Source organism: Burkholderia sp. Se-20378 (assembly GCF_017104665.1).
GTDB classification, from domain to species: Bacteria; Pseudomonadota; Gammaproteobacteria; order Burkholderiales; family Burkholderiaceae; genus Burkholderia; species Burkholderia lata.
Window position 1 is genome coordinate 15,835 of sequence record NZ_JAAGPG010000029.1, and the last position, 23,062, is coordinate 38,896.

The window sequence follows — 23,062 nt, forward strand, 5'->3', positions numbered from 1 at the left end:
CCACAGACGGCATCACGCCGCTGCTGTCAAATTCACACAGGCACGCAATCGTGCCGGCCTCGATACCATACAACGCGACATCCGCATCCCGGCCTCCCTCCCTACCACGCGTTCATCTTTCGTGTACGGAAATCAGGCCTTGGGATGGCTCCGGCCAGCGCATTTGCGCCCCTGAACCGAACCGGTATTGCGACGCTCCATCCACCAATGCCGCGCCAGGAACACGCCGTGCAAACAAAAGCCCGCCAGTCGACTGAACCCGCCCGACGCGTACCGGTTACGCAGCCTCGCCATTTCGGCGCGGCCGGTGCTCGCCATCTGAGCTTGCGTCTTCTGATCCGCATGGACTCGAAATCCACCCAGCAGGCGGGGAATGTGCGCGAACCGCGCTCCCTGCTCGAGGAAGCGCAATAGCAACGCCCAATCCATCGCGAACTGCAATTTCGCGTCGAACTGAGCCGCTGGCGCCGCCACGAGCGCGGCCCGCCAGAAAAGTGTCTCTTGAGGAACATAGTCGACACGACGCAGCACCGACGCTGCATGTCCGGGCAATATCCAACGCCCGACCTCGCACCCACCCTCGTCGATGATGAGACGATTGCCGTATACAACATCCACCTCGGGATGATCGCGAAAAAAACGCCCGACCGTCTTCAGCGCCCCCTCCAGCATGATGTCGTCGGCGTTCAGGTACGCGTAGATCGCCCCGTTCGCGCGCGCGAATCCACGGTTCAGCGCATCAGCTTGCCCGGCGTCCTTCTCGCAACGCAGCTCGAATGAATTCGCTGGGAACCCTCGCAACACATCCAGTGTGGCGTCGGTGGAGCCGCCGTCCTGGATAATGTATTGGAGAGCCGGGTATCCTTGGCTCAGCACGCTCGATACGGTCGCCCCGATGTAGGCGCCCTGATTCAGGGACGGCGTCACGATTGTGATCGCCGGCAAATCGTCGTCACTGCCGGCCTCGACCGCACCGACTTCGATCGGGCGAGCTGCGTACTGATGAAACAGGCCCAGCCGTATACCAAGAATCTTGCGCAGCCGAGGTCCCGTCAGCCACTTCCGCAGGCGCCAGCTCATGGTCATTCCGCCAGCATCACGCGCGTCGACGACTCCAGCCCCGCGAGCCCGTAGAACGGCTGCGCGTCATACCCCAGCTGACCGCGCGGAATAACCGAAAAGTTTTGCGCAGCCGCGACGACGCAATGCCGGGTGGCACTGGACTCCAGTTCCGCCATCGTGATGCGAGCGCGCCGACTGTAGATCGCACGCGGCCAGGTCGAGAATCCGAGATCGACGACATACTCGCCCGGCCCCAGGTTCAACGGGATTTCAAACACTGCACGCACGATCGAACCCGCAGCGATGGTGCCCGGCACCAATCCATCGGTCTGGGCGGTGTGCTTGCCATGGACGACCACCCCTTTCTCGGTCCGGATAACGAAACCGGCGCAAGGCGTTTCGAGTGTTTCCGACACCTCGAACTCGCAGTAGAGACGCATCAGCTCCCCCTGCCTGAACACCTGCTTGGCGGTGTCCCGGTGGTCCATCAGCGCCATGCGAAGACAGCGCACCGTTCCCGGACCGATCTGCTCGCGCGTGTCCATGCTGGCAAACGGGCCCGCCGGCCAATCGAACGTATCACCGCGCGGCGAGCCGTCCGGCATGTCGTCGCCGGATTCGCCACCGATCGCGATCGTGTCACGATCGGTTACATCGTTCGCCCGGTCGTGCGCATTCAGATGTCCGAGCGCGTAATAACGATTCACCGCCTCGACCGGGTCGCCAAAATAGACCGGATCGCCGTAGTTGAGCAGCAGCACCTTGTCGCAATAGTGCAGGATGTCATCCATGCTGTGCGTGACAAGAATAATGGTGCAGCCCTTCTTGCGCAGACGCTCGAGGCGCTCGTAGCACTTCAATCGGAAGAAGATGTCACCTACGGCCAATGCCTCGTCGACGATCAGGATGTCCGGATCGATACACGCCTGAACGGAAAACGCCAGTCGGACGAACATCCCGCTCGAATAAGTCTTGACGGGCTGGTCGATGAAATGACCAATATCGGCAAATGCCTCAATTTCCGGGAAGATGCGATTAAATTCCGCCCCCGAAATACCCAGGATCTGCGCGTTCAGCCGCGCGTTTTCGCGCCCCGTAAACTCGGGGTTGAATCCCGCCCCAAGTTCGAGGAGCGCCGCAATCCGACCGCTCACCTGAATCTTCCCGGTGGTCGGCGGCAGAATGCCCGCGATGATCTGTAGCAACGTCGACTTGCCGCTGCCGTTCTGTCCGATAATCCCGAAGAAATCGCCGGGATTAACCTGAAAGGAAACTTCCTTCAGGGCCTGGAATTTATCCGCAAGCTGAGCCTTTGGCGCGAATATCTGTGCAATACGCTGCGCGGGCGACTTGAAGACGTCGTACGTTTTCGAAACGCCATCAACCTTCAACGAGAAATCAGAGGACATCTGCGAATCCTCCCCGCAGCTTGCGGAACACGAAGTTTCCAAACCATGCGAAAACGATCGCGCCCGCACCGTACGTCAGCAATGCCGACCAATCGGGTGGCGTTCCCTGAAACAACATCCCACGCACCGACTCGACCGGCAACGTCAGCGGATTGATTTGAAGAAGCCAGCGAAAGTGTTCCGGAACCATGGTGGCCGGATAGCAAATGGGAGCCGTGAACATCAGGATTGTCGACAGATGGGTCGTGAGCTGGTTCAGGTCACGAAAGTACACGCCGAAGGCGGACAGCAGCCAGCCGAGTCCGAGACCGAGAACGATCAGAAAGAACAGGGGAACCACGATCATGAACGCCATCGGCGTCAACGTGCCGTGCACCAGGAGGAAGCCCGCAAAAAGAATTAGGAATCCGAATATCACGTTGATGATCGCCGTCACCATCGTCACGACTGGAAGGATCTCGAGCGGAAAAATCACGCGCTTGACGAACGAGACATTGCTGACGACAAGCGCCGGACCCCGCGTCAGCATCTCCGCCAACAATGCATGAATGAGAATGCCGACAAACAGGATCAACCCGAACGGCACCTCCCGTCCGGTGTTAGGCACGGTGACGCCCCAGCGCGAGCGCAGCACGACCTGAAAGACAAATGCATACAAAAGCAACTGAATCAGCGGTTGCGCAACCACCCAAAAGCCGCCCAACGCCGAGCTTTTGTAACGCTGCGCCATCTCGCGCTTCGCCAGTTGCCAGATCAGGCTCGAGTGCTGAACCCACCCTGTCATATGGCGTCGATGTGACTGTTCCATTTAGGATCCTTGTGCAGAGCGACGTCAGGCTTACTCGCCACGTCCGACCTGATGAAGCACCCGCATGAAATCGCGAGCAAATGCCAGTTGGCAACTACGATAATCGACGGGTACCTTGACCGGATCCACTTCGATGTATCGCTTCATGCAATTCGCAAGCTGCCGCGCGTCACGCGCATCGAAAAATTCCGCGTTGACGCTCATCTGTTCACGGTTCGTCGCCAGATCCGAGGCGATCACGTACTGCGAGTACGATTTCGCGTCCTCGACGACCGTCGACCACCCTTCGAACAATGACGGCTGCACGATGCAGATCGCGCGCCCGAAGAGAGCAATCTGATCCTCGCGGGCCAGGAAGCCGAGGAAACGAACATTGTCCTGGAGTCCGAGTTCCGCGACCCGGCGCTTCAGCGACTCCGCGTGATCCGGCGCACGGTGGTCATGCTCCTTGCCGGAGAACGCGACAGTGACCGAGATGCCCTCCTGCTTGAGGAGGTTGACGGCCTCGATCACGACCGCGTGGTTCTTGTGAATCCAGAATTGATTCGGGCAATAGAAGAACCGCGTCGGCAGGCCCAGCTCGGCGACGACCTGCTCCGCCGGTCGCTGCGACTGCCGCTCGTGAAAGACCGCGAAATGAACGACGTGCTTGTTCACCCGGGCTTCGGGATAAAACTCCTCGAAGTCCGCTCGCGCCGCCTCGCTGCTGAAGACGATATGGTTGAAATTCTCGAAATAGTAGCGGTGCTGTTCCGTACGTTGCCGAAGCTCGTCCGCAGAGAAAAACTCCGGCAAGCGCTTGTCCTGAAAATCGGGAATCCAGCACACCGTCTGCTTCCAGTCCGTGCTGATCGGAAACGGAAAGATCATGTCGAATCGAAGCTCCTTCTTGAGGAACGAAGGAAGCAACTTGCTCTTCAGTTTCAGCCGTCGGAAGATTCCGCCATCGACACCGGCAAGCGTGGCCGGACGCACCCACTGCAGATACGGATAGCCGGTATGGTGGCGGATGAAATCGAACGATTCCTGGCCGTTGCTCAGCATGTAGATTTCCGGCTTTTCCGCATCCTGAAGCATGTTCAGCGCGGACACCAGATTCTTAATATAGTAGGTACCACCAATCCAGGAATCGTCGTAATTAAACGGAATGCCTAGTTTTGCTCTTTTAGCCACACTGCCACCTTACGAAGACCACTGACGATGTCGTACTTCGGCTCGAATCCGAGCTTCGTCAAACTTGAAATGTCCGCCTGCCACTGCGTGGGATCGCCCTGGCGAGCCGAGCCTGAAAATGCGAGCTTCGGATGCCAATCGAGATGCGCCAGCAACGTTGCGACCGCCTGCTCGATCGGCACCGACACGCCGCTCGCGACATTGACAGCTCGGCCGTCGAACACGTCGCTCTGCAGAATCAGCGCGATGCACGACACGAGATCGTCGATGAAAATGAAGTCGCGCGTCTCTCCGCCCGTACCGAACAGCTCCAGCACCTCTTGCCCGCGCGCGCGGCCGTAAACGTCCCAGAAGAGTTGCTTCCTGAGGCCCGGGCCATATGCCGAAAAAATCCGCAACGAAACGGACCGAACGCCGAACTGCTCGAAATACTCGCGGCAAGCCAGTTCGGCGTGATACTTGTGCCAGCCATATGGCGACACCGGCGCCACTGGCGCCGCCTCGGTCACAGGCATCACAGCCGGATTACCGTAAACGGCAGCGCTCGACAGATGAACGAAGCGCGTGCCGGGACTATTCACACGAATCGCCTCGAGCATTTCAATTACACGACGCGTGTTCAGCAGGTAATCGTGCTGTGGATCGCTCAGCGACGCAGGCACGCTGGCGGCACCGGAGCAGTTGATGCAGACGTCCGGAGCGATCGACCGCAACAGATGTGCGTAGTCCGGATTGTCTTTGTCGTAGCAGACAAAACCTTTCGCATCGCTTGGAAAGATGTCCGCGCGCACCACGTCGCAGGTAGCTTCGAGCGTATCCGCGACGTGGCTTCCGATGAACCCGCCGGAGCCGATGACGAGAACCCTCATTGGGCGGCCTCTTCCCGATCGAGCACAAACGAATACGGGCGACCCGCGACGTCCAGTTCCGACAGATTCGCCAGTTCCTGCTCCGAATGCGGGAAATAGTTGATGACGCTGTCCGCGAAGCCCAGGGTTCGGCGTAACCGCAAGCCCGCCGCCTTCACGAAATCGAGATACTGCTCGACCGTGTACGCATTTTCACCGCCGTAATAGTGATGGAACGCATGCCCGTCCAGAAACCGCGCTCGATCGTCCTCGTCGAAAATCACGTGCTCGCGAATCAGCAGCGCGACGCCGTTCGCCGCAAGCAGCTCCTTGATTTTCTTGAGCGAAGTAACCGGATCGCGAAAATGATGAAGCGCTTGCCGGCAATAGACGACGTCGAACTGTTCGTCGACATCCAGCGACTCCATGTCGCTGCTGACTATGCGCACCCGCTCCCGGATGGTCGGATCAACGTTCCTGGCGACGAAGTTGAGCAACGTTTCCGCTGCGAGCGTGCCGACGATTCTATCGCCCGATTTCTCGACCAGCTTGACGTGATAGCCCTCCAGGGCAAAGGCAACCGCCATCACGCCATTGCCACCACCGACGTCGATCATCGTTCGCGCGTGAGGGCACTTGGCGCGAATCAGCTCCAGCGTGCCGACGAACTCGCCGCTTTCGCGAAAGCGCCGCAGCGACGCACCGGTATCCGCGCTCAGGTATGAGCTGTCCAGGATGTCTCGAAACTGCGGATCGCCTTGCGACGCGCCGACGATGTCCTCCCAGGACCACGACTCGCGCGGCACCAGCTTGATGAAGCGCGCCGGATTGCCGCCATAGACGGAAAACGGCGCAACGTCCTTGGTCACGACCGAGCGCGCGGCAACAACCGCGCCGCGCCCGATGCGAACACCTTTCATGATGACCGACTCAAAGCCGATCCACGCGCCATCCTCGATAACGATGGGCTTCGACACGACCTGCGACCAATCCTTGTAGGCACCCATCTGCCCGACATCAACCGAGCATTTCCAGTCATATGCATCGTTCCATCGGACCGCCGGATCCAGCGAGTGGGAATCGCTGTCGATCAGCGTGCAATCCCACGAAATCATCACGTTGTTCCCGATGACGATCCCCTCCTCCTGGGAGCAGATCATCTTGCAGCCGCTCCCTATCGAACTCTTGTCACCAATGGTGATCGTGCCGAGGCCGCGCTCGAACACGTAATACCCGCCGACGTGGGTGCCGTCACCCACCCGCAAGTACTTCCTGTGCTCCGGCTTGACGCGAACGTCGACGATCGCATGCTCCAGTCGCGCGCCTTGACCGAGCTCGACGTAGCGCACGCCGCCGTAATCATAGCCTGCGTGATGAATCTGCCGACTGACCGCCTGGCGTCCGCTGGCGATGGCCTTGCCGACAAACCTCCGCGCCGCTGCACGGCCATGCGCGACGATGCGCCGATAGCCGTCGCGGCTCGCGAACGCGCGCAAGCGCCGCGCCATCCGCAAGCGACGCATCAGCTTCGGATCCCCGGCGCGCACCATCTTCAGGAACGCCTGAGCCGACCAGTCGCCATGAAGGCGAACGAACTCGACGTCGTCGTCGCTCAGCTTTGCCGCCAACCGCGTGAGGAACTCGCCCTTGAACTCGTCCGCGACGTGCGCCTCGTAGAAGTTGAACGGCGCGATATAGCCGACCAGAATACCCGCGAAATCCTCGCGCGCTCCGTACTCGGCAAACAGCTTCAGGCACTCGTCGCGCACCGGGATGAAATCGAACGCCTTGCGATCGTTCAGCTTGGTCGTCGAACCTTCGCGCTGGTAATAGCGGTACGTGATCCCGCCATCGACGTACACACGCTTGGCATTCAGCATGAGCTTGATCGCGAACGGGTGGTCTTCGTAAAAGACGCCTGTTGCGAAGCGGATACCCTTGTCGATCAGCAGCTGCCGCCGCGCGATCAGTCTCCACGGCGGCGCAGTCCAGCACGACACGACAGCGAAGTCGGCCGGATCAGCCGCCGGCTCGATCACCTTCCCGACCAAGCGCGGCGGCACGACGCTCGCCGGCTGGACGGCACCACCATCCCAGAAATACTCGAAGTTCGCGACGAGGACTTCCGGCGCGAACTGCTCGAGAATGCGGGCCATGCGCAGCAGGACGTTATCGACCAGACAGTCGTCGCTGTCGACGCACCAGACATATTCGCCCTGCGCCTGATCGATCCCGTTCAGGCGCGCGGCTCCCTGCCCGCTATTCGGCTGATTGATGATACGAATCCGGGGATCCCGCAATGCATAGTGCCGCGCGATTTCTTCCGTTCGATCCGTCGAGCCGTCGTTGATGACAATGATCTCGTAGTCGCGAAACGGCTGTTCCAGGATCGACAACAGGCAGCGCTCGAGGTATCGCTCAACGTTGTAAGCAGGGATGATGAAGGAGAGCTTCATGTTCCTTGGTTGCGAATATAGGTGTTAATACGGCCAAGCTTGCGCCTGATGCGCTGCGCCAATGAAGCCGGTGTCAGGGCAACGTTCTGACGATTTGCGTGCGCGGCGGACGCCACGATCCGCACGCGCGTGAGCAACGCCAGTGCAACCGCATTTTGAAACCGCGATTCCGACATGTGCAACCGCAGGATATCCTCGAGCCGCTCCCCGCCGGACCAACCGCGGATGGTCCGAAATACGTGCTCCGCGTCTTCGGTTCCGAGAAATGGAAAATTCTCGACAATCGAGCGATACGTTTCGGTCAGCGTCAATTCGCCCTGGACAGTGGACTGGCCAGCGAGAGAAAAATGAACGGCGACGCGATGAAGCCGCAGGCAGGTGCAACCCGCCCGAATCGCGCCATGAACCCACTTCGCGTCCGCGCACATGCGATAGGACGTGTCGTAGGGCCCTACCCGGCGATACGCCTCCGGCGTCGCGAACATCGCGTTGTGACAGAAAGGCACGCCGCTGACGAGCGAGCCAGCATTGTAGTCCTCGTCGACACGCAGTTGCGAAGTCCCGTCTGCCGCAAACATCAGAGCCTGGCCCGCCACGATGTCGGACGGCTGCGCCGTCCACGCATGAGCTACCGTGCTCAGAATACCGTCGGCCAGCTGATCGTCCGAACCGAGCACGATGATCAGATCGCCGGTTGCAAGGGCGACCCCTTTGTTGATCGCATCGTATATCCCGTTGTCTCGCTCGGAGCGCAACTGACCGATGATATCCTCGTAACGTGCCGCGATCGCCAGCGTATCGTCCGTCGAGCCGCCGTCGACCAGAATCACTTCAGCGGCAGGATACTGCTGACTGCGCACCGACAGAAGAGCCTGATCCAGCGAGGCGGCCGCGTTGAACGTCGGCACAATAATCGAAAATTTTGGATACATATCTTCCCAACATAGCCGCCCGACAGTCGAACCGCGTCCCGGTTAGTGCGCGAACGGGCTCATAAGCAACCGCACCCCTACCGACACCGGCATCTTGGCATACCAGACAAGCGGAACATGCCCATAATGGATCCTGACCGTCCGCATTGCCTCACGGTAGTGTTGAACAGGATTGCGAATCGTCTTGGTCACCATGTGTGCGCGCGTCGCAGCGACAATTTCGTCGAGGTACCCCAACGAGCCGCCATACCCTGCAAGCCGCCACCACAGGTCGTAATCAAGTGCATACCCCAATGAGCCGTCCAGCCCCCCGACAGCCTCCCATGCTTCGCGCCGCATGATCGTTGCGGGCTGAGAAATGAAGCAACGCCGGGCAAAGCGCGACCGATTCCACGCTTCGGTACTGTAAGGCCTGAGGGGACGGTCGTTCGCATCGATGACCATCGAACGGCCGTACACGGCGGGCACCGCCGGTTGCGCGTCGAGCGCGGCGACGAGCCGTTCGAGCCCGTTCGGCATGTACGCGTCATCCGAATTCAGCCATGCAACGTACGGCGCAGTCCCGAGCGCAATCCCTTCGTTGATCGCCTGCGCCTGCCCACCGTCAGGATGACTCCGCCAGTAGGCCAGTTTGTCGTCCCAGCGCTCGAGTATTTCGCGCGTGTTGTCAGTCGACCCGGCATCCAGGACGATCACTTCGACGGGTACATCTTGGGAGAAAACCGAAACGAGAGCCCGCTCCAGAAACGCTCCATGATTGAACGTTGGGATGGCAATCGTACAGCGCGCAGAAGGAGCTGGCCGCTTGGTCGTGAACTCTTTCATCGCGATACGGTATTTGTAAGAAACGTCAAGATGGCCCGAGACTCCCCAAGCCAAGTCCCAGATTATATCGAATTCTTACAGCCATCCCGGCGCGTAATCGCAAGCAATTGTGAATAGCGGTGCATCCGCGATCTGGTGCATCGCGACAACATGGCCGCGCACGCACGTCGCAATGCATGCAACAGGCCACTTACCGTGATCGCAAGCCCCTAAAATCGTACGTCAATCGTGACGTACGGCGTCAAGCCGGCCACTCGCATCGCTCGCACGGTAAAATGCGCGTGCCGATCGACCGGACCGCCTGCCATCCGCCCCCATTCGGGAGCGCCTCTTCGCGTTCGCATGCCGGACAACTGCGCAAGGATACTCTGCACGCGAGCCAACCGCAGATTGGCAAGCAGTCACAGCACCATCGCCCCACACATCAACACTCTGACGACCACAATGCTTGACCACGCATCCTTCCTCCAGGTCATCGGCAATAGTCCGCTGATATCCATCGACCTTATCGTGCCCGACGGCCAGGGGCGCTTTCTGCTGGGCCGCCGAACCAATCAGCCAGCCAAGGGCTATTGGTTCGCACCCGGGGGGCGGATTCGCAAGAATGAGCGAATGAACGACGCATACCGGCGCCTGTGCGATATCGAACTGGGGTTGCGCAACCTGGAACTGGCCGACGCCACGCTGCAAGGTGTGTATGAGCACTTTTACGACAGCAATTTTGCGGGCGTGACAGGCCTGTCGACCCATTATGTCGTGCTGGCTTACGAGATGCCGCCGACGCCGATCGACCTGAGCACCCTGCCTCCGGACCAGCACAACGATTACCGGTGGGCGACTCCGGCCGAGCTGCTCGAAGACGAAACAGTGCATCACTACACCAAGGCCTACTTCGGTTAACAGGGCCGCTGCGCCGTAAACAGATGTAAGCGCGATTGACACGTGACCGAATAAGCTGCGACAAGATGCCCTTGTCTGTCTGTGCGTCACGGTCGCCCTCGGCCCGCCGCGCTGCGTCGGATCGCGGGCCCACGCATGTCTCCCGTTCGGGGCTATTGCGAAAGCAAAGTATACTTTGGCGTCTGGCAGTCGCAGCCACAGCCCGGTGCGCCGTGAGGCCCACGTCAACGCGGACAATACTTCGCTGTACTTGCAGCGACTAAACTTACAGGACGATACGCTCGTCGAATAAGGGACATCGTGTATTTGATTCCAACGATCTTGTGTGGTGGGGCAGGTTCTCGTCTTTGGCCCGTTTCCCGGGAACTCCATCCGAAGCCGTTCATGCGGCTCGCGGACGGGCAAAGCTTGCTCCAGAAAGCCTTCCTGCGCGGAGCAGAGCTGCCCGACGTCCACGAAGTCCTGACGGTGACCAATCGCGAGCTTCTGTTCAAGACGGAAGACGAGTTTCGCGAAGTCAACGCAGCGAAGACGGCAACGTCGTACATCCTGGAACCGTTCGGCCGCAACACGGCTGCCGCGATCGCAGTTGCATCGTTGCGTGTGGCCGACGCCCACGGCAGCGACGCGATTCTGCTGGTGCTGCCCGCGGACCATCTGATTCTCGACCAAGCTAGCTTCGGCGCAGCCGTGGCCAAGGCAAAAGCACTTGCATCGCAAGGCAAACTCGTCACGTTTGGCATCCAGCCCGACAGGCCGGAGACCGGCTACGGCTATATCGAGGCCGAGGGCGACGTCGTGCGGCGCTTTGTTGAGAAGCCGTCCCTGGAAAAAGCGGAAGAGTACCTCGCGACGGGCCGGTTTCTGTGGAATTCGGGGATGTTCTGCTTTTCCGCCGGCACCATGCTGCAAGAAATGGAAAAGACCTGCCCAGAAGTCCTGCAAGCAGTGCGTGCATGCGTGGCCGAATCCCGCAGCGTCGCCGGCAAAGGCTTTTCCCAGCTTGAACTGGATGCCGATACGTTCGAGAAGGTACGCGAGGACTCGATCGACTATGCCGTCATGGAGCGGTCGTCGTCGGTAGCGGTCGTGTCGTGCGACATCGATTGGAGCGATATCGGCTCGTGGGACGCGCTCGGCGATCTCACGCCCGCCGATGAGTCCGGTAACCGGGTCGTCGGCCAGGCGATGCTGCGCGATTCGACCAACTGCTACATCCAGAGCCCGGATCGACTCGCGGGCGCCGTGGGAGTCGACAATCTCGTCATCATCGACACGCCAGACGCCTTGCTCGTCGCACACCGGTCTCGCGCCCAGGATGTCAAGCATATCTACGCGAAACTCAAGACCGAGGGGCACGAAGCTCACAAGGTGCATCGCACAGTGCATCGCCCCTGGGGTACTTACACGGTGCTTGAGGAAGGTGCGCGCTTCAAGATCAAGCGCATCGTGGTCAAGCCTGGCGCAAGCCTGAGCCTGCAGTTGCACCATCACCGCAGCGAGCATTGGGTGGTGGTCAACGGGGCGGCCAAAGTCGTCAATGGCGAGGAGGAAATCTTTCTCGTCGCTAACCAGTCTACGTACATCCCGGCCGGCCACAAGCATCGCCTTGAAAATCCCGGCGTCGTGGACCTTGTGATGATCGAGGTACAGAGCGGCGAATATCTCGGTGAGGACGACATCGTCAGGCTCGAGGATCGTTACGGGCGCAAGTGACGAGCAGCGCGTTGCCGGACGGGTGATCGCTCACCCCGACAGGCACACTGTGTCGATCGAGGGACCGACGCGTGCCAACCGCGCCGCGCCCTCCCGACGCGGCTATGCTCGCTGCTGGCAAAGGCATTCGGCTCGGGTCGCAATGGCTCCCCGTCAGCAGACGCGGGCAGCGCAATTGAGTGGCGACCAGAGCCGGCGCGATGCGCACGCGTGCCGCGCATCGCAATTTCAATGACCCGTTGGGCCAATCAGTTGAAAGTCCTTCAATTCTACAGAACGTATTTTCCGGACACGTACGGCGGCGTCGAGCAGGTCATCTACCAGATAGCACGTGGCGCCGTCGTGCGCGGGGTCGATATGGAGGTGCTGTCGCTCAGTCGCCGCGGCAACGAGGGCGCGCACATCGTCGACAATCACCGTGCGTATCGCGCTCCGCTGGACTTCGAAATCGCGTCGACAGGATTCTCGCTGCAGGCCGTGCGACGCTTTGCGGCGCTGGCGCGCGAGGCCGATGTCATCCACTACCACTATCCGTGGCCGTTCATGGATATGGTCCACTTCGCGACACGCGTCAAAAAGCCCTCGATCGTCACGTACCATTCCGACATCATTCGCCAGAAAGGCCTGCTCCAGCTGTACAAGCCACTGCAAAGGAAGTTCCTGTCGAGCGTCGATCGAATCGTCGCGACCTCGCCGAACTATCTGGCCACGAGTGAAACCCTGCAAACGTACGCCAGCAAGACCACTGTCATTCCGATTGGTCTCGACGAGACATCGTATCCCGCCCCCAACGCCGCGCTCATCGAAAAATGGCGCGCCGAAGTCGGCGATCAGTTCTTCCTTTTCGTCGGCATGATCCGCTACTACAAGGGACTGCACATTCTGCTGGATGCGCTTCAGGGAACGAACTTCCCCGTCGTCATCGTCGGCGCCGGTCCGGTCGAGACCGAACTCAAACGGCAAGCCGAGCGGCTTGGGCTCACGACCGTGCGCTTTCTCGGTGCCCTGCCCGACGAGGACAAGGTCGCCCTCCTCCACTTGGCGTGCGCGCTGGTATTTCCGTCGCACCTGCGCTCGGAAGCGTTCGGCGTTTCTCTGCTGGAGGGAGCAATGTACGCGAAGCCGATGATTTCCGCCGAAATCGGCACCGGCACCAGCTACATCAACGTGCATGACGAGACAGGGCTGGTCATCCCTCCCTCGGATCCGCCCGCACTCAGAAACGCCATGCGCTTCATTCGCGACAACCCCGAAAGGGCTCGCGAAATGGGCCGCCGCGGACGTGAACGGTACGAAACGCTGTTCACCGCGAACCATATGGCGGAGCGCTATGTCGCGCTATATCGAGAGGTTGCCACGGAGTACCGCTCGCGGAACTGAGCGCGTCCGCAGCTCACCTGAAGTAGTCGGCAATGACAAGCTCGAACGCCGACCGCCAGTTCGATCGGTTCAACGCGAAGGTCGAATCGAACAACGCGCAGTCCAGAACCGAATAGCGCGGTCGAGGTGCCGGCGCGCCAAACTCGCTGGTCGTGATTGGTTCGACCGCACGGGTGCGAACGGCATCGCCACGCATCTCGCGCACGGCATCGACGATCGATTCGGCGAACGTGTGCCACGTCGTGCAACCGCCGGCCGTTAGATGATAAATTTCGCGCGGGAAGCGCCCTTCGCGTCGCCGCGCTGTCGCGTCCCGCAGCGCGAATCCCGTAAGATCCGCGAGCATGCGTGCGGACGTGGGAGTGCCGTACTGATCCGCGACGACGCGCAGCGTGTCGCGCTCGAGCGCGGCATTCGCGATGGTGCGCATGAAGTTGCGCCCGCGCGCGCCGTACACCCAGGACGTTCGAAAGACGAGCCAGTCGCCACCAACTTGGGCAATCGCTCGCTCGCCTGCCGCCTTGCTACGCCCGTACGCACTTCGAGGATTCGTCGCGTGATCCTCGCGGTAAGGCAGCGTCGCGTCGCCGTCAAACACATAATCGGTCGAATAATGGAGCAATTGCGCGCCGTGCTTGCGTGCGGCTTCAGCGAGCTCGCCCACTGCTACGCCGTTGACCGTCGTCGCGAGCGCCTCCTCCGTTTCAGCACGGTCAACCGCCGTGTATGCCGCGGCATTCACGATCACGTCGGGACGGACCGATCCGACCACGGCAGCGATCGTCTCCGGGCGGGTCAGATCAAGCGCGGCGCGATCAAGTGCACATACCTCGCCAAGCGGTTGAAGCGAGCGCTGCAATTCCCAGCCCAGTTGGCCATGCTTGCCGGTCAGCAGAATCTTCATGCAAATACCTCGGCATCTGCCAGCCGCTTTCCGTTTGCATCCTTGGGTGCCAACACCGGCTCGCCGTCCAGCGGCCACGCGATGCCGATCTGCACGTCGTTCCAGATCAGGCACCGTTCGTGTTCAGGAAACCAGTAGTCCGTCGTCTTGTAAAGGAACTCCGCCGTCTCCGACAAGACGGCGAAACCGTGCGCGAATCCGGGTGGAACCCACATCTGCCGCTTGTTCTCGGCGCTCAAATGCACACCCACCCACTGGCCGAATGTCCGCGAGCTTCTGCGGATATCGACCGCAACGTCGAATACCTCGCCGTGAGTCACGCGAACCAGCTTCCCCTGCGCGTGCTGTATCTGGTAATGCAACCCGCGCAGGACCCCTTTCGCCGAACGCGAATGATTGTCCTGGACGAATTCCACACCTGCCGCCACGTGCTCCGCGAACTCCCGGGCGTTAAAGCTCTCGTAGAAATAACCACGCGCGTCGCCGAATACCTTCGGCTCGATGATCTTGACTTCCGGGAGTGCCGTCGCGGTTACTTGGATTGCCATGCGATCTGATCCGAAAGAATGTGTTCGAGATAGCGCCCATAGCTGTTCTTTGCTAGCGGCAGAGCAAGCTTGCGCAATTGATCCGCATCGATCCACTGCCGGCGATAGGCAATCTCCTCGGGGCATGCAACGACGAGCCCCTGTCGCTTCTGCAACGTTGCAATGAACGTCGCCGCATCGATCAGCGAATCGTGCGTACCGGTATCGAGCCACGCATAGCCGCGCCCCATTATCTCGACGTCGAGCTTGCCGTCGGCGAGATAACGCGAGTTCACGTCGGTGATCTCGAGCTCGCCGCGCGCGGACGGCTGGATATCGGCGGCAATATCGCACACCCGGTTGTCGTAGAAGTACAGTCCGGTCACCGCATAGTTCGAGCGCGGCACGGCCGGCTTCTCCTCGATCGACAGCGCGTGAAATTCCTTGTCGAATTCGACGACGCCGTACCGCTCGGGATCGTTCACATGATAGGCGAACACCGTCGCGCCCGACGCCTTCGCATGCGCGCGCTCGAGCTGTTTCGCGAGATCGTGCCCGTAGAAGATGTTGTCGCCGAGGATCAGCGCCGACGGATCGTTGCCGACGAATTCCTTGCCGATGATGAACGCCTGCGCGAGGCCGTCGGGCGACGGCTGCACCGCATACTGGATGTTCATCCCCCACTGGCTGCCGTCGCCGAGCATCGCCTCGAAGCGCGGTGTGTCCTGCGGCGTCGAGATGATGAGGACATCGCGAATGCCCGCGATCATCAGCGTCGACAGCGGGTAGTAGATCATCGGCTTGTCGTACACGGGCAGCAGCTGCTTCGAGACGACATGCGTGATCGGATACAGACGCGTGCCCGAACCGCCCGCCAAGATGATGCCTTTACGTGCCATCGCGTGCCTCCTCAAGCGCGTTTCGCGTAGTTGGTTTCGACCCACTTACGGTATTCGCCCGACGCGACTTCGTCGACCCAGACCTGGTTGTCGAGAAACCAGTCGACGGTCTTCGCGAGGCCGGTCTCGAACGTTTCCGCGGGCTTCCAGCCAAGCTCGCGCTCGAGCTTGCGCGCATCGATCGCATAACGGCGATCGTGGCCCGGGCGATCCGTCACATAGGCGATCTGGTCGCGATACGAACCGGCCGCCTTCGGCCGAGCGCGGTCGAGCAGATCGCACAGCGTATGCACGACTTCGAGGTTCTTCTTCTCGTTCCAGCCGCCGATGTTGTACGTCTCGCCCGGCACGCCACGCGCCAGGACTTCACGGATCGCGCTGCAGTGGTCGCCGACATACAGCCAGTCACGCACGTTCTGGCCGTCACCGTATACAGGCAGCGGCTTGCCGGCAAGCGCATTCGCGATCATCAGCGGGATCAGCTTCTCGGGGAACTGATATGGGCCGTAGTTGTTCGAACAGTTCGTCGTCAGCGTCGGCAGGCCATATGTATGATGGTACGCACGCACCAGGTGATCCGAGCCGGCCTTCGTCGCGGAATACGGGCTATTCGGTGCGTACGGGGTCGTCTCGGAGAATTGCGGGTCGGTCGCGGACAGCGAGCCGAACACCTCGTCAGTCGACACGTGCAGGAAACGGAACGCGGCCTTGTCGGCGTCGTTCAGGCCATTCCAGTATTGACGGGTCGCCTCCAGCAACGTGAAGGTACCGACGACGTTCGTCTGCACGAAATCGGCCGGGCCGTGGATCGAGCGGTCGACGTGGCTTTCGGCGGCGAAGTGCAGGACCGCGCGCGGCTTGTGCTCGGCGAACAGCGCGTCGAGCGCAGTACGATCGCAGATGTCGACACGGGCGAACACATGCTTCGGGTTGCGGTCCAGCGATTGCAGCGTACGGAGGTTGCCGGCATAGGTCAACTTGTCGACATTGAGCACCGCTTCGCCGGAATCGCGCAGCCAGTCGAGTACAAAGTTGGCACCGATAAAGCCCGCGCCGCCCGTAACCAGAATCATGAGATTCCCCCGGTAACAATGCGCGACGAGCGCCGTCAGGCGGTCGCCGCGTCAAAATTGGAAGCATTTGGCGATGGTCGCCACATCAGACCGCGAATTTTAACTGGTCGGCATGACCGCCAAAGCCATGAAATGCTAATTTTGTCCGGAAGAACAACAATCGTAAAATGGCGCCGGGTTTCGAGTACCTTTCTTTTATCCGAGAAACCGGCAGGATTCGCCTCTCATGACCAGCCCTCCCATTGCCATCGGCGACATCCAAGGCTGTCATTCAGCTTTCCAGTCGTTACTCGACACACTTTCAGCTCCCGCCGACACGCCGCTGTGGATCGCCGGCGACGTCGTCAACCGCGGCCCGGACTCCCTCGCCTCACTGCGTGCGCTCGTCGACCTCGGCCCGCAAGCGACCGTCGTGCTCGGCAATCACGACCTGCACCTGCTTGCGGTCTCCGCCGGCCTGCGCACCGAACGTCCGGGCGACACCATCGGCGAGATCCTCGACGCACCCGACGCCGATGCGCTGCTCGACTGGGTCCGCCACCGGCCGTTCGTGCATGCGGAGAACGGGATGCTGCTCGTGCATGCGGGCGTGCTGCCGCAGTGGGATGCGACGCTCGTGCTGGAGCTCGCCGACGAGCTCCAGCGCGCGCTGCGCGCGCCTGACTGGCGCGACACGCTGCAGAAGCTGTACGGCAACGAGCCGAATCAATGGAGCCCGGATCTGAAGAAACGCGACCGGATGCGCGTCGCTTTCAACGCGTTCACGCGCGTGCGCTTCTGCACGCCCGACGGTGCGATGGAATTCAAGGCAAATGGCGGCCCCGACAGCGCGCCACCCGGCTATCTGCCGTGGTTCGACGTACCGGGGCGTCGCACGGAGGACGTGACGGTCGTGTTCGGGCACTGGGCCGCGCTCGGCCTGATGGTGCGCGAGAACGTCGTCGCGCTCGATTCGGGATGTGTGTGGGGGAACCAGTTGTCGGCCGTACGGCTGACGGCCGATCCGGCGCAGCGCACGGTCACGCAGGTGCAGTGCGATGCGTGCCGCGCGCCGGGCGGAGAGTGATCAAAGACTGATTGGCGTCGCCGGGAAGCGCGTCAACCCTCGCGCCCCGGCACGGGCGCATCGGCCGCGTCGCCGCCTGCCGCGCCAGCACCAACCTCGGTCGCCGGATACGCATGCTTCTGCAGCTCCGCAAGCGACTCGGCCGTCGGCTTGTCGACCTTCGCCTGCAGCGTCGCGAGCGCAGCCGCGATCGCATCGCGCGCCGCGGCGGACGTCGCCCGCCGGTCGCCGCCCGGTGCGATCGGTTCACACACGTACAGGTGCGCGATGATCGGGCCGCCGCGCAACACCATGTCGAGCGACTTGCCGAGCGCCAGCTCGCCCGTGTAGGCCGGCGCGACCGACTGCCGCCGCTGCCCGTCCTCGTACATCAGGCAGATCGGCTGCACCGCGCAACCGGCCGATACCGCGGCCTGGAACAGGTTCGCGTGGAACGGCAGCAGTTCCTGCCCGTCGGTCGTGGTCCCTTCCGGAAACACGCACATCAGCCCGCCGTTGCGCAGACGCTCGGCCATCTCGTGCATGACCCGCATCGCCTCGGTGCGCTTCTCGCGCTGCAGGAACACGGTGTCGAGCTTCTCGGCGAGCCAGCCGACGACCGGCCACTGCCGCACCTCGGCCTTCGACACGAACGGCGTCGGCCGCCACGCGTTGACCGTGTAGATGTCGAGCCACGACACGTGATTGCCGACCACGAGCGCACTCGCGTCGAGCCGCGCGCCGTCGTTGTGGACGACGAGGCGCATTCCGCAGATCCGCAGCAGCTTGAGCGACCAGCGGCGCGTCATCTCGGCGCGCCGCGCGGGCGTGACGTGCGAGAAACGCAGCGCGACGATCGCCATGCCGCGCAACAGGTGGAAAACGAGACGCAGCTTGCGAAGGGCAATCATGGCGAAGGTCCGGCGTGGTTCAGGAGCGCTCGAACGCGATCTGCCCGGCGACGAGCGTCGTGCGCACGCAGGCGGGCAGTTCGTAGCCGAGGAACGGCGAGTTGTGGCCCTGGCTCTTCAGCGCACGCGGCTCGACGCGCCAGTGCGCGCGCGGGTCGAACACGCACAGGTCTGCCGCGCCGCCTTCGGTGAGGCGGCCAGCCGGCAGCTTCAGCACGTCGGCCGGTGCGGACGTGATGCGGCGCAGCGCCTGTGCAAGCGGCGTACGCGTCTCGTCGGCCCACTTCAGTGTCAGCGACAGCAGCAGTTCGAGCCCCGTCGCGCCCGGCGTCGCTTCGCCGAACGGCAGCAGCTTCTCGTCGTCGTCGACCGGCGTGTGGTCGGAGCAGATCGCATCGATCGTGCCGTCGGCGAGCGCCACGCGAATCGCTTCGCGATCGCGCTCGCTGCGCAGCGGCGGATCGAGCCGGAACTGCGAATCGAAGTAGCCGATGTCGACGTCGATCAGATGCAAGTGATTCACGCCGACGTCGCACGTCACGGGCAGCCCCTCGGCCTTCGCCTCGCGCACGAGCGCCAGCCCGGCCGCCGACGACAGCCGCGCGAGGTGCACGCGTGCGCCCGTCACGCGCATCAGTTCGAAGATCGTGTGCAGCGCGATCGTCTCGGCCGCGACCGGCACGCCGGACAGCCCGAGCCGCGACGCCAGCGCGCCGCTCGCGGCGACACCGCCGCGGCCGATGAATGCGTCTTGCGGGCGCAGCCACGTGGTGAAGTCGTAGGTGCTCGCGTACTGCAGCGCACGCAGCAACACCTGCGTGTCGCGCACCGGCACGTTGGCATGAGTGAAGCCGACGCAGCCGGACTCGGTCAGCGCGACCATCTCGGTGATCACTTCACCCTTGAGGCCGACCGTCAGCGCGCCGAGCGGATGCACGTTCGCCTGGTGCAGGTTGCGCGCGCGGAACTTGAGCATTTCGACGAGGCCCGGCTCGTCGAGCACGGGGTCGGTATCCGGCGGGCACACGAGGGTCGTGACGCCACCCGCGACGGCCGCGGCCATCTCGGACGCGAGCGTCGCCTTGTGCTCGTAGCCGGGCTCGCGCAGTCGCGCGCACAGGTCGACGAGGCCGGGCGCGACGATCAGGCCCGCCGCGTCGATCGTCCTGTCCGCGTTGAAACCGGCCGGCGCCGCGCCAAGCGCGGCGATCGTGCCGTCCGCGACGAATACGTCGGCCTGCTGCTCGGTGCCGGCGACCGGGTCGATCAGCGTGCCGCCTTTGATATGAATCTTCATGCGCTGTCTGTGAATGCGTTGATTGCGTGAATAAGGATGCGCGAAAGCGGGCTCAGTCGCTGTTGCCGGCGACGATGCCCATCACCGCCATCCGCACGGCGATGCCGAACGTGACCTGGTTGAGGATCACCGACTGCGGGCCATCCGCGACCTGCGAATCGATCTCGACACCGCGGTTCATCGGGCCCGGGTGCATCACGATCGCGTCGGGCGCGGCGAGCGCGAGGCGCTCGGGCGTCAGGCCCCAGGTCTTGAAGTATTCCTGCGCCGACGGCAGCAGCGCGCCGCTCATCCGCTCGTTCTGCAGGCGCAGCATGATGATCACGTCGACGCCCTTCAGCCCTTCGTCGAGGTTGTGGAACACCTTCACGCCCATCTGCTCGAGACCGCCCGGCAGCAGCGTGCGAGGGCCGATCGCGCGCACTTCCGGCACGCCGAGCGTGGTGAGCGCGTGAATGTCGGAGCGCGCGACGCGCGAATGCAGGATGTCGCCGACGATCGCCACGCGCAGCTTCGTGAAGTCGCGCTTGTAGTGACGGATCGTGTACATGTCGAGCAGGCCCTGCGTCGGGTGCGCATGGCGGCCGTCGCCGGCATTGATCACGTGCACGTGCGGTGCGCAGTGCTCGGCGATCAGGTACGGTGCGCCGCTCGATGCGTGACGCACGACGAACAGGTCGGCATGCATCGCCGACAGGTTGTTGATCGTGTCGAGCAGCGATTCGCCCTTGCTCGTCGACGACGCGTTGATGTTCAGGTTCAGCACGTCCGCCGACAGGCGCGTCGCGGCGATCTCGAAGGTCGTGCGCGTGCGCGTCGAGTTCTCGAAGAACAGGTTGAACACGGACTTGCCGCGCAGCAGCGGCACCTTCTTCACTTCACGGTCCGTCACGCTGACGAACTGCTCGGCCGTATCGAGGATGTGGTTGACGATCGAGCGCGGCAGGCCCTCGATCGACAGCAGGTGCTTCAGCTCGCCGTTTTTCGTGAGCTGGGGGTTGCCCTTCAGGAAGCCGTAGCGGAACCGGTCGGGGCTCGCGGTCGCAGCGGGATTGCCGGTGCGGCCAGTGGTGTCGGTGGTCATGATGTGCGTGATTCCAACTATGCAAACGGGCCGCGGTGCAAACCAGCGGCCCGGGATACGGTTCGCGTGTCGTTCAGGCGCCGTGCGCCTCGACGCGCAGCGTGAACTGCGCTTCGTCGCGTGCGAGCACGAGCGTCGCGCCGCCCGGCACGTCGAGCGCGCCGCCGGCGAAACGCGCGGCGACCGGCAGCTCGCGGCCGCCGCGATCGGCGAGCACCGCGAGCTCGACCGCGGCCGGACGGCCGTAGTCGAACAGCTCGTTGAGCGCCGCGCGCACGGTGCGCCCGGTATTCAGCACGTCGTCGACGAGCACGATGCGTGCGCCGTCGATCTCGAACGGCAGCGACGTCGGGCTGGCCTGGCTGTGCAGCCCCTTCTTCGCGTAATCGTCGCGGTGCAGCGCAACGTTCACGACGCCGAACGCCGGTGCGCCGAGATCGCGCGCGAGGCGCTCGGCAAGCCAGGCGCCGCCGCTGTGGATGCCGGCGAGCCGCGGGCCACCCGGTTCGGCGAAAGCCGTGCCGTACGCGGCACGGATCTGGTCGAGCAGGACGCGGTAAAGCGCCTCGGCGTCAATGGTGCTCATGGTCGGACAATTGATCGAGATACTGTTGAAGGATGACGCGCGCGGCCTCGGCATCGAGCATCTCGGCCCGGGCGCGGCCGCGCACGTTGCGCTCGCGCAGTCCGGCCTCGGCCTCGACCGACGAATAGCGCTCGTCGACCCACGTGACGGGCAGCCCGAAGCGGCCGTTCAGCTGGTTGCCGAAGCGCTTCGCCTGCTGCGTCATGTCGTGCGGCGTGCCATCCGGATGCATCGGCAGGCCGACGACGAGCGCGTCCGGCCGCCATTCGGCCAGCAGGTCGCCGACCGCCTTGAAGCGGTGTTCGCGGTTCAGGTTCTGGATCACGACGAGCGCACGGGCCGAGCGCGTCAGCGCATTGCCGATCGCGACGCCGATACGTTTTTCGCCGTAGTCGAACGCGAGGAGCGTCGCATCGCGCGCGCTCGCGCCACTCATGCGTGCCCTGCTTCGCCGGACAGCATCGACGAGCTGACGCCGAGCAGGCCGAGTGCGGCTTCGAAGCGCTCTTCGGCCGGCGTGTCGAACACGATGCGCGGATCGGCGGCCACGGTCAGCCAGCCGTTGCGGGAAATTTCTTCCTCGAGCTGCCCTGCCCCCCAGCCCGCATGGCCGAGCGTCAGCAGGAAGCGCTTCGGGCCGGTGCCCGTCGCGACCGCCTCGAGCACGTCCTTCGACGTGGTCATCTCCAGCCCGCCCTCGACGGACATCGACGAGTTGTAGCTCGCGCCCTCCACCGGCTCGTGCAGCACGAAACCGCGCTCGGTCTGGACCGGGCCGCCGAAGTACACCGGGATGTGCAGCAGCGGCTCGATGTCGAGCTTCAGGTCGATGCGGTTGAACAGCGATTCGAGGTCGATGTCGGTAGGACGATTGATGACGAGGCCGAGCGCACCGCGCTCGCTGTGATCGCAAAGATAGACCACCGTTCCCGAGAACGTCGGATCGGCCATGTTCGGCATGGCGATCAGGAACTGGTTGGTGAGATTGATGCGATCGGAAGGCTTTGACATGGTTTGAATTTTAGCAAAGACGCCGCGGCCTGACCGGGCCGCGATCAACAAGCAACGCCGCACCGCGCTGGCAACGGCGCGCACGGATCACACGGCACTCTAACACGCGCGCGGGCGCTATCGGCAGCGTGTTGCGGGCCCGCGCGGCAAGGGCCGCCGGCGCGTGTTCGTCCCCTTGTTCGTCAGGCCCGGCCGAGCGCCGCGCCGAGCGCGCCG

22 protein-coding genes are annotated in these 23,062 nt (G+C 62.6%); 4 read left to right on the plus strand and 18 right to left on the minus strand.

From position 1 onward, the window contains the following. Nucleotides 1-132 precede the first annotated feature (132 nt). The 8 genes from G3N93_RS06180 to G3N93_RS06215 are packed head-to-tail and all read right to left on the minus strand — an operon-like array spanning nt 133 to nt 9,513. Nucleotides 133-1,080 carry a glycosyltransferase family 2 protein gene (locus tag G3N93_RS06180; RefSeq protein WP_206132542.1) on the minus strand — a complete coding sequence of 316 codons (948 nt, stop codon included), beginning with the start codon at nt 1,078-1,080 and terminating at the stop codon, nt 133-135. Nucleotides 1,081-1,082: 2 nt separating this feature from the next. Beyond that, nucleotides 1,083-2,471: an ABC transporter ATP-binding protein gene (locus G3N93_RS06185; RefSeq protein WP_206132543.1), complete on the minus strand. Its 1,389-nt coding sequence runs from the start codon at nt 2,469-2,471 to the stop codon at nt 1,083-1,085. Continuing rightward, nucleotides 2,461-3,279 carry an ABC transporter permease gene (locus tag G3N93_RS06190; protein WP_206132544.1) on the minus strand — a complete coding sequence of 273 codons (819 nt, stop codon included), beginning with the start codon at nt 3,277-3,279 and terminating at the stop codon, nt 2,461-2,463. The genes G3N93_RS06185 and G3N93_RS06190 overlap by 11 nt, the downstream gene beginning before the upstream one ends. Before the next feature lie 30 nt (nt 3,280-3,309). After that, nucleotides 3,310-4,371, minus strand: a complete 1,062-nt coding sequence (locus G3N93_RS06195) for a glycosyltransferase family 1 protein (RefSeq protein ID WP_206132545.1) — start codon at nt 4,369-4,371, stop codon at nt 3,310-3,312. A 59-nt stretch (nt 4,372-4,430) separates the two neighbouring features. After that, nucleotides 4,431-5,321, minus strand: coding sequence for an NAD(P)-dependent oxidoreductase (locus G3N93_RS06200; protein ID WP_206132546.1), 891 nt, complete (start codon nt 5,319-5,321; stop codon nt 4,431-4,433). Then, nucleotides 5,318-7,756, minus strand: coding sequence for a glycosyltransferase (locus G3N93_RS06205; RefSeq protein ID WP_206132547.1), 2,439 nt, complete (start codon nt 7,754-7,756; stop codon nt 5,318-5,320). Before G3N93_RS06205 ends, G3N93_RS06200 begins: the two co-directional genes overlap by 4 nt. Continuing rightward, a complete protein-coding gene (locus G3N93_RS06210) occupies nt 7,753-8,688 on the minus strand; it encodes a glycosyltransferase family 2 protein (RefSeq protein WP_206132548.1) in 936 nt (311 codons plus the stop codon). Before G3N93_RS06210 ends, G3N93_RS06205 begins: the two co-directional genes overlap by 4 nt. Nucleotides 8,689-8,730: 42 nt before the next feature. Then, nucleotides 8,731-9,513: a glycosyltransferase family 2 protein gene (locus G3N93_RS06215; RefSeq protein ID WP_206132549.1), complete on the minus strand. Its 783-nt coding sequence runs from the start codon at nt 9,511-9,513 to the stop codon at nt 8,731-8,733. A 444-nt stretch (nt 9,514-9,957) separates the two neighbouring features. Here G3N93_RS06215 and G3N93_RS06220 point away from each other — a divergent pair, with 444 nt between their 5' ends. From G3N93_RS06220 to G3N93_RS06230, 3 genes are all read left to right on the plus strand, one after another. Continuing rightward, nucleotides 9,958-10,413, plus strand: coding sequence for a GDP-mannose mannosyl hydrolase (locus G3N93_RS06220; protein WP_206132550.1), 456 nt, complete (start codon nt 9,958-9,960; stop codon nt 10,411-10,413). A 300-nt stretch (nt 10,414-10,713) separates the two neighbouring features. Further along, on the plus strand, nt 10,714-12,129 hold the full coding sequence (locus tag G3N93_RS06225) for a mannose-1-phosphate guanylyltransferase/mannose-6-phosphate isomerase (protein ID WP_206132551.1): 1,416 nt from the start codon (nt 10,714-10,716) through the stop codon (nt 12,127-12,129). A gap of 252 nt (nt 12,130-12,381) precedes the next feature. Further along, entirely contained in the window at nt 12,382-13,509 is a 1,128-nt protein-coding gene (locus G3N93_RS06230) for a glycosyltransferase family 4 protein (RefSeq protein ID WP_206132558.1), read from the plus strand. A gap of 13 nt (nt 13,510-13,522) precedes the next feature. On the opposite strand, the gene rfbD is transcribed toward G3N93_RS06230, so the two are convergent. Genes rfbD through rfbB form a run of 4 tightly spaced genes read right to left on the minus strand, consistent with a single transcriptional unit; the run spans nt 13,523 to nt 16,912 of the window. After that, nucleotides 13,523-14,413, minus strand: coding sequence for a dTDP-4-dehydrorhamnose reductase (gene rfbD, locus G3N93_RS06235; protein WP_206132552.1), 891 nt, complete (start codon nt 14,411-14,413; stop codon nt 13,523-13,525). Then, complete coding sequence (gene rfbC, locus G3N93_RS06240; protein ID WP_206132553.1) at nt 14,410-14,961, minus strand: dTDP-4-dehydrorhamnose 3,5-epimerase; 552 nt, start codon at nt 14,959-14,961, stop codon at nt 14,410-14,412. Before rfbC ends, rfbD begins: the two co-directional genes overlap by 4 nt. After that, nucleotides 14,946-15,839, minus strand: coding sequence for a glucose-1-phosphate thymidylyltransferase RfbA (gene rfbA / locus G3N93_RS06245; protein WP_206132554.1), 894 nt, complete (start codon nt 15,837-15,839; stop codon nt 14,946-14,948). Before rfbA ends, rfbC begins: the two co-directional genes overlap by 16 nt. A gap of 11 nt (nt 15,840-15,850) precedes the next feature. Continuing rightward, complete coding sequence (gene rfbB / locus G3N93_RS06250) at nt 15,851-16,912, minus strand: dTDP-glucose 4,6-dehydratase (RefSeq protein ID WP_206132555.1); 1,062 nt, start codon at nt 16,910-16,912, stop codon at nt 15,851-15,853. A 226-nt stretch (nt 16,913-17,138) separates the two neighbouring features. Between rfbB and G3N93_RS06255 the strand changes: the two genes are divergently transcribed. Continuing rightward, on the plus strand, nt 17,139-17,978 hold the full coding sequence (locus G3N93_RS06255; protein WP_206132556.1) for a symmetrical bis(5'-nucleosyl)-tetraphosphatase: 840 nt from the start codon (nt 17,139-17,141) through the stop codon (nt 17,976-17,978). Nucleotides 17,979-18,010: 32 nt separating this feature from the next. On the opposite strand, the gene G3N93_RS06260 is transcribed toward G3N93_RS06255, so the two are convergent. The 6 genes from G3N93_RS06260 to G3N93_RS06285 all read right to left on the minus strand — a co-directional run bounded on the left by G3N93_RS06260 (nt 18,011) and on the right by G3N93_RS06285 (nt 22,846). Next, a complete protein-coding gene (locus G3N93_RS06260) occupies nt 18,011-18,868 on the minus strand; it encodes a 1-acyl-sn-glycerol-3-phosphate acyltransferase (protein WP_174941551.1) in 858 nt (285 codons plus the stop codon). Between the two features lie 19 nt (nt 18,869-18,887). Further along, a complete protein-coding gene (locus G3N93_RS06265) occupies nt 18,888-20,165 on the minus strand; it encodes a dihydroorotase (protein WP_174986917.1) in 1,278 nt (425 codons plus the stop codon). A gap of 52 nt (nt 20,166-20,217) precedes the next feature. Further along, nucleotides 20,218-21,249 carry an aspartate carbamoyltransferase catalytic subunit gene (locus tag G3N93_RS06270; protein ID WP_041492755.1) on the minus strand — a complete coding sequence of 344 codons (1,032 nt, stop codon included), beginning with the start codon at nt 21,247-21,249 and terminating at the stop codon, nt 20,218-20,220. A gap of 73 nt (nt 21,250-21,322) precedes the next feature. Next, nucleotides 21,323-21,835, minus strand: a complete 513-nt coding sequence (gene pyrR / locus G3N93_RS06275) for a bifunctional pyr operon transcriptional regulator/uracil phosphoribosyltransferase PyrR (RefSeq protein ID WP_206132557.1) — start codon at nt 21,833-21,835, stop codon at nt 21,323-21,325. Then, complete coding sequence (gene ruvX / locus G3N93_RS06280; protein ID WP_027788201.1) at nt 21,822-22,271, minus strand: Holliday junction resolvase RuvX; 450 nt, start codon at nt 22,269-22,271, stop codon at nt 21,822-21,824. Before ruvX ends, pyrR begins: the two co-directional genes overlap by 14 nt. Next, nucleotides 22,268-22,846 carry a YqgE/AlgH family protein gene (locus G3N93_RS06285; RefSeq protein WP_011351143.1) on the minus strand — a complete coding sequence of 193 codons (579 nt, stop codon included), beginning with the start codon at nt 22,844-22,846 and terminating at the stop codon, nt 22,268-22,270. Before G3N93_RS06285 ends, ruvX begins: the two co-directional genes overlap by 4 nt. Nucleotides 22,847-23,062: the final 216 nt, after the last annotated feature.

What these genes read in the sequence shown, in the direction of transcription:
- pyrR (WP_206132557.1), bottom strand. Translation starts at nt 21,835, where the DNA reads ATGAGCACCATTGACGCCGAGGCGCTTTACCGCGTCCTGCTCGACCAG.
- G3N93_RS06190 (WP_206132544.1), bottom strand. Translation starts at nt 3,279, where the DNA reads ATGGAACAGTCACATCGACGCCATATGACAGGGTGGGTTCAGCACTCG.
- G3N93_RS06210 (WP_206132548.1), bottom strand. Translation starts at nt 8,688, where the DNA reads ATGTATCCAAAATTTTCGATTATTGTGCCGACGTTCAACGCGGCCGCC.
- G3N93_RS06270 (WP_041492755.1), bottom strand. Translation starts at nt 21,249, where the DNA reads ATGACCACCGACACCACTGGCCGCACCGGCAATCCCGCTGCGACCGCG.
- G3N93_RS06220 (WP_206132550.1), top strand. Translation starts at nt 9,958, where the DNA reads ATGCTTGACCACGCATCCTTCCTCCAGGTCATCGGCAATAGTCCGCTG.
- G3N93_RS06215 (WP_206132549.1), bottom strand. Translation starts at nt 9,513, where the DNA reads ATGAAAGAGTTCACGACCAAGCGGCCAGCTCCTTCTGCGCGCTGTACG.
- G3N93_RS06265 (WP_174986917.1), bottom strand. Translation starts at nt 20,165, where the DNA reads ATGAAGATTCATATCAAAGGCGGCACGCTGATCGACCCGGTCGCCGGC.
- rfbD (WP_206132552.1), bottom strand. Translation starts at nt 14,413, where the DNA reads ATGAAGATTCTGCTGACCGGCAAGCATGGCCAACTGGGCTGGGAATTG.
- ruvX (WP_027788201.1), bottom strand. Translation starts at nt 22,271, where the DNA reads ATGAGTGGCGCGAGCGCGCGCGATGCGACGCTCCTCGCGTTCGACTAC.
- G3N93_RS06180 (WP_206132542.1), bottom strand. Translation starts at nt 1,080, where the DNA reads ATGAGCTGGCGCCTGCGGAAGTGGCTGACGGGACCTCGGCTGCGCAAG.
- G3N93_RS06260 (WP_174941551.1), bottom strand. Translation starts at nt 18,868, where the DNA reads ATGATTGCCCTTCGCAAGCTGCGTCTCGTTTTCCACCTGTTGCGCGGC.
- G3N93_RS06205 (WP_206132547.1), bottom strand. Translation starts at nt 7,756, where the DNA reads ATGAAGCTCTCCTTCATCATCCCTGCTTACAACGTTGAGCGATACCTC.
- rfbA (WP_206132554.1), bottom strand. Translation starts at nt 15,839, where the DNA reads ATGGCACGTAAAGGCATCATCTTGGCGGGCGGTTCGGGCACGCGTCTG.
- rfbB (WP_206132555.1), bottom strand. Translation starts at nt 16,912, where the DNA reads ATGATTCTGGTTACGGGCGGCGCGGGCTTTATCGGTGCCAACTTTGTA.
- G3N93_RS06200 (WP_206132546.1), bottom strand. Translation starts at nt 5,321, where the DNA reads ATGAGGGTTCTCGTCATCGGCTCCGGCGGGTTCATCGGAAGCCACGTC.
- rfbC (WP_206132553.1), bottom strand. Translation starts at nt 14,961, where the DNA reads ATGGCAATCCAAGTAACCGCGACGGCACTCCCGGAAGTCAAGATCATC.
- G3N93_RS06255 (WP_206132556.1), top strand. Translation starts at nt 17,139, where the DNA reads ATGACCAGCCCTCCCATTGCCATCGGCGACATCCAAGGCTGTCATTCA.
- G3N93_RS06185 (WP_206132543.1), bottom strand. Translation starts at nt 2,471, where the DNA reads ATGTCCTCTGATTTCTCGTTGAAGGTTGATGGCGTTTCGAAAACGTAC.
- G3N93_RS06285 (WP_011351143.1), bottom strand. Translation starts at nt 22,846, where the DNA reads ATGTCAAAGCCTTCCGATCGCATCAATCTCACCAACCAGTTCCTGATC.